This window comes from Chloroflexota bacterium, assembly GCA_016235055.1.
In the GTDB taxonomy this organism is placed as follows: domain Bacteria; phylum Chloroflexota; class Anaerolineae; order JACRMK01; family JACRMK01; genus JACRMK01.
In genome coordinates, this window is the sequence record JACRMK010000068.1 from 61,566 (window position 1) to 75,792 (window position 14,227).

Consider the following 14,227-nt stretch of genomic DNA (forward strand, 5'->3'; position numbering starts at 1 on the left):
ATTGGTGAGGCGAGTATGAATTTCCTTGAAAGTATCCGCATCGCCCTGCGCAGCCTGGCAGCCAACAAGATGCGCGCATCCCTGACGATGCTGGGCATCATCATCGGCGTCGGCGCGGTCATCGCGCTGATGGCGGTCGGCCGTGGGGCGCAGGCCAACATAATCGGCTCGCTGCAGAGCCAGGGTACGAATTTGCTGTACGTCTCCCCTGGCTCGACCTCATCCGGCGGCGTCAACCAGGGCGCCGGCAGCGCAGCGACGCTAACGCTCGAAGATGCCACCGCGCTGAACGACCCGTCGCTGGCGCCGGCCGTGCTGGCGGTCGCCGCCGAGTTCGGCTCGAACGGGCAGGTCGCCTATCAGGGCCAGAACACGCGCACGCGCGTCAACGGCGTGACCGTCTCATACAGCGCCGTGCGTAATGTGAGCATCGCCGAGGGCGAGTGGTTCACCGACGAGCAGATGGCGGCCAAGACGACAGTTGTCGTGCTGGGACCGACCACGGCGACGAACCTGTTCGGCGAGAATGACCCGGTCGGGCAGACGATTCGCATCAACAGCCTGCCGTTCCGTGTCATCGGCGTGACCGTCGCCAAAGGCGGCACCGGCTTCGGCAGCCAGGACGATGTGATCTATGCGCCGATCACGACGGTCATGTCGCGCCTGGCGTCCGGCGGTCAGTTCCGCGGCCAGGCCAACATCAGCACGATCAGCGTGCAGGTTGTGGATGCCTCGCAGATCCAGAACGCCATCAGCCAGATCTCGGCGATCCTGCGCGAGCGTCATCACCTGACAACCGGCGATGACGACTTCCGCATCACCAGTCTGGACGACATCCTGAAGACGCTCACGCAGGTCAGCGACACGCTGACGCTCTTCCTGGGCGGCATTGCGGCGATCTCGCTGGTCGTTGGCGGCATCGGCATCATGAACATCATGCTCGTCTCGGTGACGGAGCGCACCCGCGAGATCGGCATCCGCAAGGCGGTCGGCGCGCGCAAAGCCGACATCCTGCTGCAGTTTCTGACCGAGGCGATTGTGCTGTCCATCGTGGGCGGCCTGATCGGTATCGGCGTGGGTATGGCAGTCGCATGGGCGCTGACGGCCAGCGGCACGATCACGGCGGTGGTGGACTTGGATTCGATCCTGCTGGCGACCGTGTTCTCGACGGCGATCGGGCTGTTCTTTGGCATCTACCCGGCGAACCGCGCGGGCAGCCTGAACCCGATCGACGCCCTGCGTTATGAATGACATGGATTAGGCGGGCGACACATCGCTCTGGGGAGACTCACATGAAAAGACGGATAGCACTCATGATCAGCCTGGTGCTGCTGGCAGTGTTGCTGGCAGCATGCGACAGTGGCGCGGCGACGTCATCCGCACCCGCAGCAGGCACTCCGGCCGCCGCGGCGGCGCAAGCGACGAACACCGGGCGCGCGCCTGGCGCGGCCAGCAACCTGCCCGTGGCGGCTGCAACGAAAGCGGCAGGCGCGTCGGCGTCCGCGAGCGCGCCACTCAATGCGCCGACTGCCGTGCCCGCGCCCGTGATCGTCATCCCGACTCCGCTGGCCCCGGCGACGCCTACGAATACCAGCGTAGGGGCGATTCGTGAATCGCCCACGGCGACCACGAAAACCAGCGTAGGGCCGACACAGGAATTGCCCGCGGCGGCTGTGCCAAGCCTGGCGTCGCTGCGCGGCAAGATCGCCTTCTTCAGCGACCGCGACGGATACCCGCAGTTGTACGTCATGAACGCCGACGGTAGCAACCAGCAGCCGTGCAACTGCTCGGACCTGCTGCAGACGATGGTCGCCAGAGAGACAACGTCGCCGGACGGTAACCAGTTCCTGTTCTATCGCGTGGTGGGCGGCGGGCGCGGCGGCGACCAGCAGATCTGGGCGCACAATAACACGAACGGCTGGGAAGCGGTGGTGACTGGCGCGGCGCCCGGCTTCCCGGGTGTGGACTACGACGCCGTTTGGTCGCCCGATTCGAAGTACATCGCGTTTGTGACGGAGATCAACGGGTTTGACGAGATCTACCTGTACGATTCCAACGAAGGGTCAACGGTGCGGCTGACGCAGAGCGCCAGCGAGTGGTACAAGGCTCCGACGTTCTCCACGGACGGCTCGCGCATCGCCTACTGGACAAACTTCGGCAACGTCCTGCAGAAACAGATCTGGGTGATGAAGCTGGATGGCAGCGGCAAGACGAACATCAGCAACAACGCGTACAACGATTGGGACCCGATCTGGGTCAAATAACGCTGTAACGGCGAGGCATTCGCGAGCTGGTGCATATCGATCAACTGATCGGCCGAATGCTTCGCCCCTACATGTATGACGGGCGCTGGGTTACTGCCGCAAGCGCGGGTCCATCGCATCGCGCAGGCCGTCGGCCAACAGGAACACCGACAGCACCGTCAGCGAAATGGCCAGCCCGGGATAGAAGACCAGCCACGGGTATTTCGTGTATTGCAGCGAGTTACTCAGCATATTGCCCCAGGTCGCCGTGGGCTGCCTGCCCCTACACGAGCGCAGTCTCCGCGCCCGCTCCACCGTGTCCAACTCCGACGCGGCACGCGGACGCCGGCGAGTGTGTCAGAGACCCGCCACAACGCGGGTGCCGGCATAAGGACGCCGGCTGAGCCTGTCGAAGCCGTCGGCTGCCCGCTTCAAAACGCGCTCGACAAAACCCCATAGGGGCGCGTGCAACGCGCCCGCGCAATCCGCTTGCTCAAAATAGGTCTCTGTGCTAGTATGCCGTTTAACCTCTGCAGAGCACGCTTGGGCGTGCCCGTTGCTTGAAAACCTGTTTATCTAGTGAGGGAGCGTATGCTAAAACGGCCTGCAGTCCGTGTCTCACCGCTGGTATTGCTGGCGCTGGCCCTGCTGTTCTCGCTGGGCTGCGCCCTGACTGATCTCGCGTCGGCGCCCGACAGTTCGCCGACGGCGGCGCCCGGCGCTACCAGTGCGCCGCAGTCCGGCGCGACCACAGCCGGCCCGCGCCCGACCGCCGTGCCCACCCGTTCTTCGTCGACGGCGCCCACCGCGCCGCGCTCGCCCGATTCGCTGCTGCTGCCGTTTGCCGGCGGCGATCCACCCACGCTCGATCCGGCCATCGCCCAGGACGCTACCTCCGCTGAAATCATCGTCGAGGTGTTTAGCGGCCTGGTCACGATCGACAAAGACCTCAAGGTCGTGCCGGACATCGCCGAGTCGTGGACGTTGAGCGAGGACAAGAAGACGTACACGTTCAAGCTGCGCGCCGATGCCAAGTTCCATGACGGCAAGACCGTCACGGCGCAGGACTTCAAGTACTCGCTCGAGCGCGCGGCCGCGCCCGCGACGTCGTCGCCGGTGGCCGACAGCTACCTCGGCGACATCGTCGGCGTGCGCGCGAAACTGTCGCGCAAGGCCACGGACGTCAGCGGCGTCAAGGTGATCGACGACCGCACACTGGCCATCACCATCGACGCGCCGAAGTCGTACTTCCTGGCCAAGTTGACCTACCCGACGGCGTACGTCGTCGACCAGGCCAATGTCAACTCCGGCCGCACCTGGTTCCTCAAGCCGAACGGCAGCGGCCCGTACAAGCTGAGCAAGTACGACTTCGGCCAGCAGGTGGTGCTGGAGCGCAACGACGTCTGGTACGGCACGCCGAAGCCGCAGGTCAAGACCGTCACGCTCTCGATCAGCGGCGGCTCGTATATGACCCGCTACGAGAACGGCGAACTGGATGCGACCCCGGTCAGCGTCATCGACATCGACCGCGTGCTCGACCCGACCAACCCGCTCAACAAGGAGTTGGTCACCGCGCCGCAGTTCAGTATCTCGTACATCGGCTTCAACACGCAGAAGCCGCCATTCGACGATCCGAAGGTGCGCCAGGCGTTCAACTACGCGATCGACAAGAAGCAGATCGCCGAGGTCGTACTGAAGAAGATGGCGTCGCCCGCCTACGGCATCCTGCCGCCTAAGTTCCCCGGTTTCAACGAGAACCTCAAGGGCTTGCAGTACGATCCCGACAAGGCCAAGCAGTTGATCAAGGAATCGAAGTACGGCGACCCGTCGAAGCTGCCGGAGATCACGCTTTTCATCAGCGGCGCGGGCGGCAACGCCGGCCCCACGACGCAGGCGATGGTCGAGATGATCAAGCAGAACATCGGCGTCGACGTGAACATCCAGCAGCAGGAGTTCGCCGCGTTCCTGCAGGAACTGAACAAGCGCCCCAGCTCGCTGCAGATGTTCCAGTTGGGCTGGATCGCCGACTACCCGGATCCGCAGGACTTCCTGGAAATCCTGTTCCACGGTAACAGCCTGGACAACCATACCGGCTATAACAACCCGGCGGTGAACAAGTTGCTGGACGACGCCGGCACCGAGACCGATTCGGCCAAGCGCATGGCGCTGTACCAGCAGGCGGAGCAGATTCTCGTCAACGACGCCGTCTGGGTGCCGCTGTTTGTCGGCGACGACTACTGGCTGACCAAGCCGTACGTCAAGGGCCTGATCTACCCGCCCTTCGTCATCCCGCGACTCAAGTACGCCTCAATTAGTCGCTAGCAACCAGTTGCTAGTCACTAGCCGCTAAATGACTGCGTACATCATTCGCCGGGTCTTCTGGTACCCGTTCCTGTTGCTGGCCGTCGCGGCGGTTACGCTGGCGCTCGGCCTGTACGGGCCGGGCGACCCGGCGCAGGTTTATCTGGGCAAGTACAACGACCCGGAGCGCGCCGCGCGCATCCGCGAGCAGTGGGGCATCGACAAGCCGTTCCACGAGCAGTTGATCAAGTTCGTGGGCGATGCCTTGCAGGGCGACTTTCACGAGTCGCTCGTCAAGTATCCCGGCCAGAAGGTGAGCGACCTGATCGCGAACCGCTTAGGCGTTACAATGCAGATGAATGCCGTCGGGCTAGCGATTGGACTGCTGCTCGGCGTACCATTAGGCATTCTCGCTTCAGTTCGCCACAATCGCTGGATTGACCACGTCATATCCTTCGGCGTGGTGCTAGGGGTAGCCATTCCGGTGTTTGCTGCGGCGCCCTTTCTGCTCTGGATCTTCGCGCGTGATTTGCCGCTCTGGACGGCGGCCAACCTCGGCGTGAAGATCGGCCTGCCGCCCGGCGGGTGGGACGGTATCTTTACACCATCGGCGGTGCTGCCCATGGTGGTTTTGAGCCCCGGCTACATCGCCGTCTTCACGCGCCAGACGCGGATTGCATTGGTGGAGGCCCTCGGGCAGGATTACATACGCACGGCACGCGCCAAAGGCCTTCGCGAGCAGATCGTTATCGGCAAGCATGCTTTACGCAACGCGTTGATCCCCTTGAGCACGCTATTCGGTCTGGCACTCGGCGGACTGGTAAGCGGTTCCTACCTGGTTGAGGTCAGTTTCGGAATTCCCAATGGGCTCGGCAATTTGTTGCTGTCGGCCCTGGGATCGCGCGATTATCCGATCATTCTCGCGCTAACACTGATGGTCGCCTTTGTGTACATTACGCTCAATCTGATTGTGGACATCGCCTACACGTGGATCGATCCGCGCATCCGATATAAATGATAAACCCTGCATCCGAGACGAGCGCGGCCATTGCCAAGCCGCGCGGATACTGGCAAGATGTGTGGCGTCGCTTTCGCCAGAACCGTCGCGCCGTCGTCAGTGCGCTGATCATCGCCGGGCTATTCTTTACCGGCATTTTTACCGAGGCGCTGGCGCCGTACTGCCACACGAAGCAGGATTTGGGCGCCGTAGAGAAGGCTCCCAGTCTGGCCCATCCGTTGGGCACTGACGAGCTTGGACGTGACCTGTTAAGCCGCATCATCTGGGGCGCGCGCACGGCGGTGATCGTGTCGGTTTCGGTGGTCTCACTCAACGTAATGATCGGGTTGTTCTTTGGGTCGCTGGCCGGTTATTTCGGCGGGATTGTGGATACGGTCGTCAGTCGCTTTTCCGATTTTTTGATGGCGTTCCCGGATTTCCTGTTCGTGCTGTTCATCGCCGCGACGCTCCGCCCGTCGATCGTCGCTGGAATCAAGGTGCTCGGTTCCGAGATGGGGCTTAAGCGTGCGCTCAATTGTGGCGCCGACTATGTCGCCTTCGGCGACTTCTTTGTTGTCATCGGCGCGCTGGCGTTTGTTGGCTGGCCGGGCTTTGCGCGGCTCGTGCGCAGCCTGTTCCTGCAAATGCGCGAGCGCGAGTTCGTGGACGCGGCACGTTCGATCGGCGCGCCGGATTGGCGTATCATTGCGCGCCACATCCTGCCGAATGCACTGCCGGCTATTGTCGTGTCAATCTCGCTCGGCATGGGCGGCGCCATCATGGCCGAGACCGGCCTTTCCTTCCTGGGTGTCGGCCTACAGCCACCCAACGCCAGTTGGGGGCTGTTGATCAACGACAATTACGCCTTCTGGCGCACGCGCCCCTGGATGATTCTTGTGCCGGGGATGGTGCTGACCGTCATCGTGCTGGCGTACAACTTCCTGGGCGAGGGGCTGAACGAGGCGTTCAACCCGAAGACTTAGCACAGCCGTTCCGGTCGTTTTCCGGCCGGGTGGCCCGGCGTGCAAGAAAACGAAAAATCAATATAATGGGGTTCGCGGAATCAGTGCGCCCGCCCGTTTTCGTGTATAATCGGGGCGCGTCGCACCCTGTAATCCGATACCAATGACTGGGTGCTGGATCCGGGCGCAGCCGGCCCGGAGACTGCCGCAGGCCGCCGGGCATGGCCCGCACGGATCTGGCATCTAATCTCCAATCCACCGAGGAGGTCTATGGGTGTCCTGTTAGAGGTCAAAAACCTCACGACAAAGTTCTACACGCAAGATGGCGTAGTCAACGCGGTGAACGGCGTTTCGTTCCACGTGGACGAAGGCGAAACGCTCGGCATCGTGGGCGAATCCGGCTGCGGCAAGAGTATCAGCGTCTTGTCGATCATGCGCCTGATCCCGATGCCGCCGGGCAAGATCACCGACGGCGAAGTCGTGTTTCAGGGCCGCGATCTGCTGAAGATCAGCGACGACGAGATGCGACAGATTCGCGGCAACAAGATCGCCATGATCTTTCAGGACCCGATGACCTCGCTCAATCCGGTGCTCACGATCAACCAGCAGGTGAGCGAGGCGCTGGAACTGCACCTGAACCTGGATAAGGACAAGTCGCGCCGCCGCTCCATCGAGTTGCTGGAGATGGTCGGTATCCCGGCGGCCGGCGAGCGCATCGACGACTACCCGCACCAGTTTTCGGGCGGCATGCGCCAGCGCGTGATGATCGCCATGGGCCTGTCCTGCAACCCGCAGTTGCTGATCGCCGACGAGCCGACCACCGCGCTCGACGTGACGATCCAGGCGCAGATCATCGATCTCGTCAAGAAGCTGAAAAAAGAGATCGGGATGTCGATCATCTGGATCACGCACGACCTCGGCGTGGTGGCCGGCATCGCCGACCGCGTGCAGGTCATGTACGCCGGCTTCATCGTCGAGACGGCCGCGGTCAAAGACATCTACGCCAACCCCAGCCATCCCTACACGCTGGGCCTGCTGAACTCGATCCCGCGCCTGGACAAGGGCCGCAAGGCCAAGTTGACGCCGATCGAGGGCCTGCCGCCGGACTTGATCGCCTTCCCCAAGGGCTGCCCGTTCCGCGCGCGGTGCGTGTTTGCGATCGAGCGTTGCGCTACTGAGAACCCACCGCTTGAGGCGGTGTCGCCGCGCCATTACGTGGCGTGCTGGGTTGATGTCAAGACTGGGAGGCCGCGTCATGGCGAATAGCACACCGATCTCCGGCAACGGCCAATTGGGCGGGACGTTGCTGGAAGTCAAGAACTTGAAGGTCTACTTCCCGATCACGCAGGGGATCATCATCCAGCGCAAGGTCGGCGACATCAAAGCGGTGGACGGCCTCGACTTCTCGATCCGCAAGGGCGAGACGCTGGGCCTGGTGGGCGAGTCCGGCTGCGGCAAGTCCACGACCGGCCGCGCGATCCTCCAGTTGTACCGCCCGACCGCGGGCGAGGTCATCTTCGACGGGCAGGACCTGACGGCGTTGAAGGCCGAGCCGTTGCGCCGTATGCGCCGCCGCATGCAGATGATCTTCCAGGACCCGTACGCCTCGCTCAACCCGCGCATGACGGTTGGCGGCATCATCGGCGAGCCGCTCGAAGTGCACAACATCGCCAAAGGCAAGGAGTTGAAGGAGCGCGTGCAGGAGTTGTTGAAGGTAGTGGGCCTCAACCCGTATTTCGTCAACCGCTACCCGCACGAGTTCTCCGGCGGCCAGCGCCAGCGCATCGGCGTGGCGCGCGCGCTCGCCGTGAACCCGGACTTCATCGTGTGCGACGAGCCGATCTCCGCGCTCGACGTGTCGATCCAGGCGCAGATTCTGAACCTGCTGGAGGAACTGCAGGAAACGTTCCACCTGACGTACCTGTTCATCTCGCACGACCTGTCGGCGGTGCGTCACATCGCCGATCGCGTGGCCGTTATGTACCTGGGCCATCTCGTCGAGCTGACGGGCCGCGACGAGTTGTACGAGAACCCGCTGCACCCGTACTCGCAGGCGCTGCTCTCGGCCGTGCCGATTCCCGACCCCGCAATCGAGGAAAAGCGCTCGCGTACCATCCTGACCGGCGACGTCCCCAGCCCGGCCCGCCCGCCCGCCGGCTGCACGTTCCATACGCGCTGCCCCGTGGCGATTCAGGGCGTATGCGATAAGTATGCGCCATACTGGCGCGAGGCCGGCAACGGTCACTATGTCGCCTGCTTCCGCGTTCACGAGTATGAAGGTGACCAGGCGGCCAAGAACTAGCCAGATTTGGCTCGGCGAGGGCGGAACAACCAGCCGCCCTCGCCGGTTGTTTGTCCCGCCAATTTGATGTCATGTGTCACTACCCCTCCCACGCGCATGGCGGTAGCATCATGTGTACGCGGCGTGTTGCCCGCGTGACGGAGCAATTTCTACGCCTGTATAACGCCCGCACCGCGGCCCTGCGGCTTGCGGCTGCCGGGATCGACAATCCGCACACAAGGAGGTGAGGTTCTGCCATTCAAGTGTGTTCATCTGAATAAGCCAGTCAATGTGTGTGTTGTGCACCATTAATCTCCAAGGAGGAGAACCGCATGAAGAAGTTTAGCATCCTGTTTGCGCTGGGATTGCTAGTCGCGCTCGTCGCCTGCGGCGCACCGACGCCGACTGCTGCGCCGACGACCGCGCCGGCCATCCAACCCACGACCGCGCCGGTCGTTCAGCCGACCACGCCCCCGGCCGTGCAGCCGACCGCCGCACCGACGGCCGCCCCGACCAAGCCGCCCGCTCCGACCGGCCCGCAGATCCTGCGCCTGGGCCGCGGGACCTACCCGGACGTGATCGATCCCCAGCGCTCGTCGTATGGCATCGAGATCGAAGTCCTCAAGCTGTGCTATGAGGGCCTGACCGCCCTGGATAACAAGGGCAACATCGGCCCCGGCGCCGCCGACAAGTGGACGATCGCGCCCGACGGCAAGAGCATGACGTTCCACATCCGCGACGGCTTGAAGCGCGCGGACGGCACGGCGATGAACGCCTCGGACTACGAGTACGCCCTGAAGCGCGAAGTCGATCCGCGCGTCAAGGACAAGCAGTACATGGACATCGTCAACAATATCGCCGGCGCCGATGACCTGATCGCGAAGGAAGGCGAGAAGCTGGCCGATGCCGACCTGGCGAAGCTGTACGCCGCCTACGGCGTCAAGGCCGATGATGCCAAGCGTGAATTGACCGTTACGTTCACCGCGCCGATCGGTTTCTGGCACTACATCGCCTACACCTGGGTGACCTACCCGACGGACAAGAAGACGTCGGAAGCCAACCAGGAGACGTGGTGGACCAAGGCCGACGGCCACAAGTGCAACGGCGCGTACACCATCAAGAGCATCGAAGAAGGCAAGCGCATCACCTACGAAGCGAACGCCAACTACTGGCGCGGCAAGCCGAAGATCGACCGCATCGTCGCCACCTACGAGACCGACGAGATCAAGCGCTTCGAGGCCTACAAGAAGGACGAAGTTGACGAAATCGACGTGACCTCAGCGTTCCTCGATCAGGTCAACGCCGACGCGAAGCTGAAGGCCGAGTTTGTTCGCTACCCGGCGGCCATCACTTCGATGATCGCCTACAACAACGCCATCGCCCCGTTCACCGACAAGAACGTCCGCATCGCCTTCTCGCAGGCGTTCGACCGCGAAGGCTGGGTGCGTGACGTGCTGAAGGGCATCGGCAAGCCGTACACGCGCTGGGTGCCGCCCGGCGTGCCGGGCGCTCTGCCGGATGTCGAAGGCGCGCCGAAGACCGATCAGAAGGCAGCGGTTGAGACGTTGCTGAAGAACGGCTACGGCACGGCCGATGGCAAGAAGATCGACTGCGCAAAGTTGGGCGCCTTGAAGATCACGTACTCCGGCACCGCGCAGAACCATGCGCGCTTCCAGTTCCTGGCCGGCAACTTCGTGAAGGTCTTCAACTGCGCGGTCACATTGGACCCGGTGGACGCGACGGTCATGACGGCCCTGACCAAGGACCCGAAGACCAACCCGCAGCTTTCGCGCCAGGGCTGGATCCAGGACTACCCGCACCCGCAGAACTGGTTGAGCGTGTACTGGAAGTGCGCGGCGTTTGCCAAGCGCTACTCGTACTGCAACAAGGACCTCGATGCGCAACTGGCGAAGGCCGACCAGACGCTGGACTTCGACGCCTCGATCAAGGAGTACCAGAAGGCCGAGGCGATGCTGCTGGGCGATGTGCCCGGCGCGCCGTCGAACTACAGCGAGAACCTGTACCTGATCAAGCCGTGGCTCACTGGCCTGAAGGAAAACCCGTCGTCGAGCGACGCGGAGTGGGCCGGCGAGTGGGGCCCGGTCTGGAACTATACCGTCGATCTGACGAAGGTTCCGGCCTCGTACCCGAAGCAGTAAGTTAAGCCACACCAACCCTTCGGGTCTTTGCGACCCGAAGGGTTTCTTGCAGACCAGCCGACGGGACGGCAGGCGATGCCGTCCCGTCGGCATATCGGGCGCCAAGGCGTGTCGCGCATGCGAATGACAGACTGGTCATCCCCATGCGCGACAGGCAATGACTGTAGGGGCAACCCCGACGTGTTCGCCCTCTTTGGAGGGTTGCGGTTGCCCGCAGGGTGCCGGGCAGGGTCAAGCCCTGCCCCGACAACAGAAGATGGGTATGTTGAATTAGCGGAGCATCAAAACAATGGGTGCATTCTACATTCGCCGTTTCCTGGCGATATTCCCGACCCTACTGGTCGTGATCGTTATTACGTTTACGATCATGCATGCCACTCCGGGTGGGCCGTTCGACGTCAACCCCGACAGCCGCACGAGCGGCCCGGGCGTGCAAGAGCGTTTGATGCGCCAGTACGGCCTCGACAAGCCGTGGTTCTTCAACCCCGACGCGACGAGTAAGGCCTGGACGGGCGGCCAGGGGCCGGTCGCCGCGATCGGCGCGTTCTTTGATGCGCAGTTCACCTCTTTCATCGTAAACCTGGCACAAGGCAAACTGGGGCCGTCGTTTCGCTTCCGCGGCCGCCAGGTCGAGGACGTGCTGTTCGACCCGTTGACCGACGGCGCGCCGCCCTGGCAGAGCCGCGTCGGCACGACCATCGCGCTCGGCATGATCGCGCTCGTCTTCGCGCTCGTCGTCGGTTTTCCCATGGGCCTGATCGCCGCGCTGAACCAGAACACGTGGATCGACAACGTCTCGCTGTTTATCGTCACAGTCGGTGTCGGCATTCCGAACTTCGTGCTGGGGCTCCTGCTGATCTTGCTATTCGCCAGCACGCTCGGTTGGCTGAAAGTGCTGGAGGACGTGTCCTGGCAGGACTGGAAGGGCTGGGTGCTGCCCGCGTTCTGCCTCTCGATCGGCACATCGGCGTTCCTGGCCCGCCTGACGCGCAGCACAGTGCTCGAAGTGATGCGCCAGGACTACGTGCGCACGGCGCGCGCCAAGGGACTGGTCGAGCGCGTGGTCATCTGGAAGCACATCGTGCGCAACGCGCTGATTCCGGTCGTCACGTTCCTCGGCCCGGCGTTTGCCGCGCTGACCACCGGATCGTTCGTCATCGAATACACATTCAGCGTGACCGGCATCGGCCGCCTGTTCGTCGAATCGATCGGCCGCCGCGACTATGGCGTGATCATGGGCCTGACCCTGATCTACGCTGCGTTTGTGGCATTCGCCAACCTGGGCGTGGACCTGGTGTACGGCTACCTCGACCCGCGTATCCGCCTGGCCAGTAAGTAGGGGGAGATATGGCGCAAAGCGCACAAATCCTGCCGCATGCGACGGCGACTGTCGGCGAGTTATTGACCCGTAAACCGGCCAGCCTGTACCGCGACGCCATGATCCGCCTGGTGCGCAACCGCGCGTCGGTGGCCGGCCTGGTGATCGTGGCTTTCTTTTCGCTCGTTGCCCTGCTGGCAAACGTCATCGCGCCGAAGAACGCGCTGGAATCGTTCCCCAACAACTCGGAGCGCTATCCCAGTTGGGTGGTAGACGCCAATCCGGCCAAGACCGGCCGTCCCGAATTCCCGCTCGGCACCGACTCGATCGGCCGTGATGTCTTGAGCCGCGTCATCTTCGGTGCGCGCACCTCGATGGTCGTCGGCTTTATTCCAATGATCCTGATCGTCACGATCGGCACCATTATTGGTCTAATCTCTGGCTTCTTTGGCGGCGCCGTGGACAACTTTCTGATGCGCCTGACCGATGTTGTTTACGCCTTCCCCGACTTGCTGTTCTTCATCATCGTGATGACCGCCCTACGCGACTCGTGGATCGGCGGTCTGTTCAACGGGCTGTTTCTCCTGTTCGGCGCACTGGCGGTCGTGAACTGGGTCGGCGTGGCGCGCCTGGTGCGCGGCCAGGTCTTGAGCCTGAAAGAGAAGGAGTTTGTCGAGGCGGCGCGCGCCATCGGCGCCTCAAACATCCAGATCATTTTCAAGCACCTGCTGCCGAACACGCTCTCGCCGGTCATCGTCTCGGCCGCGTTTCTGGTGCCGCAGGCGATTGTGACCGAAGCGACGCTCGGCTTCATCGGTGTCGGTATTCGCCCTGCCACCGACCCTGCGGCTATCTTCCCCACCTCGTGGGGCAACACGCTGCTGGAAGGCCGCCTGCTGATGCTGTCGCAGCCGTCCATGCTGATCTTGTCGTCAATCTGCATCGCCGCCGTGCTGCTCTCCTTCACCTTCATCGGCGATGGCTTGCGCGACGCGCTCGACCCGCGGCAGAAAAACCAATCGTAGGGGCACATTGCATGTGCCCGCCGGGCGCGTGGCAACGCGCCCCTACATCAGTTCCCGATCGGAATCGGGCTCGGCGCGTTGCGTGACAAAAGCACCCACGCCACGTTCATGTCGAGCCCGGTTTTGTTGGTATCCACTTTCAACACGCGCGGGTCGTATTTCGTGATGTCGGGCGGGCGCGCCTGCATCGGGTTTGCGCCGAACTGGTACGCTGGGCCCGCCAGAATCATCTTCAACTGCGCCAGCCGCGCGGAGAACCCCAAGCCGGTGCCGTTGCCCAGCCGCGTGATGATATTGTTGTACGACTGCAGGACGACGATATCGTACGCGTCCACGAAGCGCAACCCCCCGTCGCGCCGCCGGATGATCTTGTAAGCGGTATGCGTCTCGCCGCCGGCGCTCTCGAACGCCGACCACGCATGCTGTCCCTCGGTCAGCGGTATGAACGCGATCTCCACCGGCCTCGTCTTGTCGAACGTAATCGCTTTGGGCGTATCCTGCTGCGGGTCGGCCTCGTCGAACGCCAGCACGCTGCCGCTCTGTGCCAGCACCTCGCTCATATAGGCGACCAGTCCATCGCTCATCTCCGGGTTGACCTGCACCAGCGTCAGCATCTGCTGGCCGAAAGCGATCACCAGCGTCGGCTTGTCCGGCGAGGGCAGGATATACTGGTAGTCGATCGTCGCGCCTTCCACGTTGTCGCCGGTTTGCAGCGGGCGATAGCCGCCGGCCAGCACGATCGACGGCATGGCCGTGGCGGTCGGCGCCGGGGCGGCCGTGGGCGTTGCGGCGCCGCAGCCGGCAATGACCAGCAGGCCGAGCAATGCGCATAATGCGACACAGATTCTGTCATTCATAGGTCGTCCTCAAAGTCAGAGATGCACCCTCCATTGTAGGGTGATTCCGGTCCGCGGGCAACCGGCGATTTCGGCGGGGATACC

12 protein-coding genes are annotated in these 14,227 nt (G+C 63.1%); 10 read left to right on the forward strand and 2 right to left on the reverse strand.

All coding sequences use genetic code 11. The features are described 5' to 3' along the window. The first annotated feature begins 15 nt into the window (after positions 1-15). Positions 16-1,251, forward strand: a complete 1,236-nt coding sequence (locus HZB53_17055) for an ABC transporter permease (protein MBI5879359.1) — start codon at positions 16-18, stop codon at positions 1,249-1,251. 41 nt (positions 1,252-1,292) lie between these two features. Further along, positions 1,293-2,264, forward strand: coding sequence for a PD40 domain-containing protein (locus tag HZB53_17060; GenBank protein MBI5879360.1), 972 nt, complete (start codon positions 1,293-1,295; stop codon positions 2,262-2,264). Between the two features lie 90 nt (positions 2,265-2,354). Here HZB53_17060 and HZB53_17065 read toward each other — a convergent pair whose 3' ends face one another. After that, a complete protein-coding gene (locus tag HZB53_17065; GenBank protein MBI5879361.1) occupies positions 2,355-2,495 on the reverse strand; it encodes a hypothetical protein in 141 nt (46 codons plus the stop codon). Positions 2,496-2,834: 339 nt separating this feature from the next. Here HZB53_17065 and HZB53_17070 point away from each other — a divergent pair, with 339 nt between their 5' ends. From HZB53_17070 to HZB53_17105, 8 genes are all read left to right on the forward strand, one after another. Further along, positions 2,835-4,565 (forward strand): peptide ABC transporter substrate-binding protein, encoded by a 1,731-nt coding sequence (locus HZB53_17070; protein MBI5879362.1) that lies wholly within the window; start codon positions 2,835-2,837, stop codon positions 4,563-4,565. 28 nt (positions 4,566-4,593) lie between these two features. Beyond that, positions 4,594-5,562, forward strand: a complete 969-nt coding sequence (locus HZB53_17075) for an ABC transporter permease (protein MBI5879363.1) — start codon at positions 4,594-4,596, stop codon at positions 5,560-5,562. Beyond that, on the forward strand, positions 5,559-6,524 hold the full coding sequence (locus tag HZB53_17080) for an ABC transporter permease (protein ID MBI5879364.1): 966 nt from the start codon (positions 5,559-5,561) through the stop codon (positions 6,522-6,524). The genes HZB53_17075 and HZB53_17080 overlap by 4 nt, the downstream gene beginning before the upstream one ends. 249 nt (positions 6,525-6,773) lie before the next feature. Continuing rightward, positions 6,774-7,769, forward strand: coding sequence for an ABC transporter ATP-binding protein (locus tag HZB53_17085; protein ID MBI5879365.1), 996 nt, complete (start codon positions 6,774-6,776; stop codon positions 7,767-7,769). Continuing rightward, positions 7,759-8,805, forward strand: a complete 1,047-nt coding sequence (locus tag HZB53_17090) for an ATP-binding cassette domain-containing protein (GenBank protein MBI5879366.1) — start codon at positions 7,759-7,761, stop codon at positions 8,803-8,805. The genes HZB53_17085 and HZB53_17090 overlap by 11 nt, the downstream gene beginning before the upstream one ends. A 311-nt stretch (positions 8,806-9,116) precedes the next feature. Beyond that, the gene (locus HZB53_17095) at positions 9,117-10,943 is read left to right on the forward strand and encodes a peptide ABC transporter substrate-binding protein (GenBank protein MBI5879367.1); all 1,827 of its coding nucleotides are present in this window, start codon (positions 9,117-9,119) and stop codon (positions 10,941-10,943) included. 289 nt (positions 10,944-11,232) lie between these two features. Continuing rightward, on the forward strand, positions 11,233-12,282 hold the full coding sequence (locus tag HZB53_17100) for an ABC transporter permease (protein MBI5879368.1): 1,050 nt from the start codon (positions 11,233-11,235) through the stop codon (positions 12,280-12,282). Positions 12,283-12,290: 8 nt separating this feature from the next. Then, a complete protein-coding gene (locus HZB53_17105) occupies positions 12,291-13,286 on the forward strand; it encodes an ABC transporter permease (protein MBI5879369.1) in 996 nt (331 codons plus the stop codon). 47 nt (positions 13,287-13,333) lie between these two features. Here HZB53_17105 and HZB53_17110 read toward each other — a convergent pair whose 3' ends face one another. Further along, the gene (locus HZB53_17110) at positions 13,334-14,143 is read right to left on the reverse strand and encodes a hypothetical protein (GenBank protein ID MBI5879370.1); all 810 of its coding nucleotides are present in this window, start codon (positions 14,141-14,143) and stop codon (positions 13,334-13,336) included. Positions 14,144-14,227: the final 84 nt, after the last annotated feature.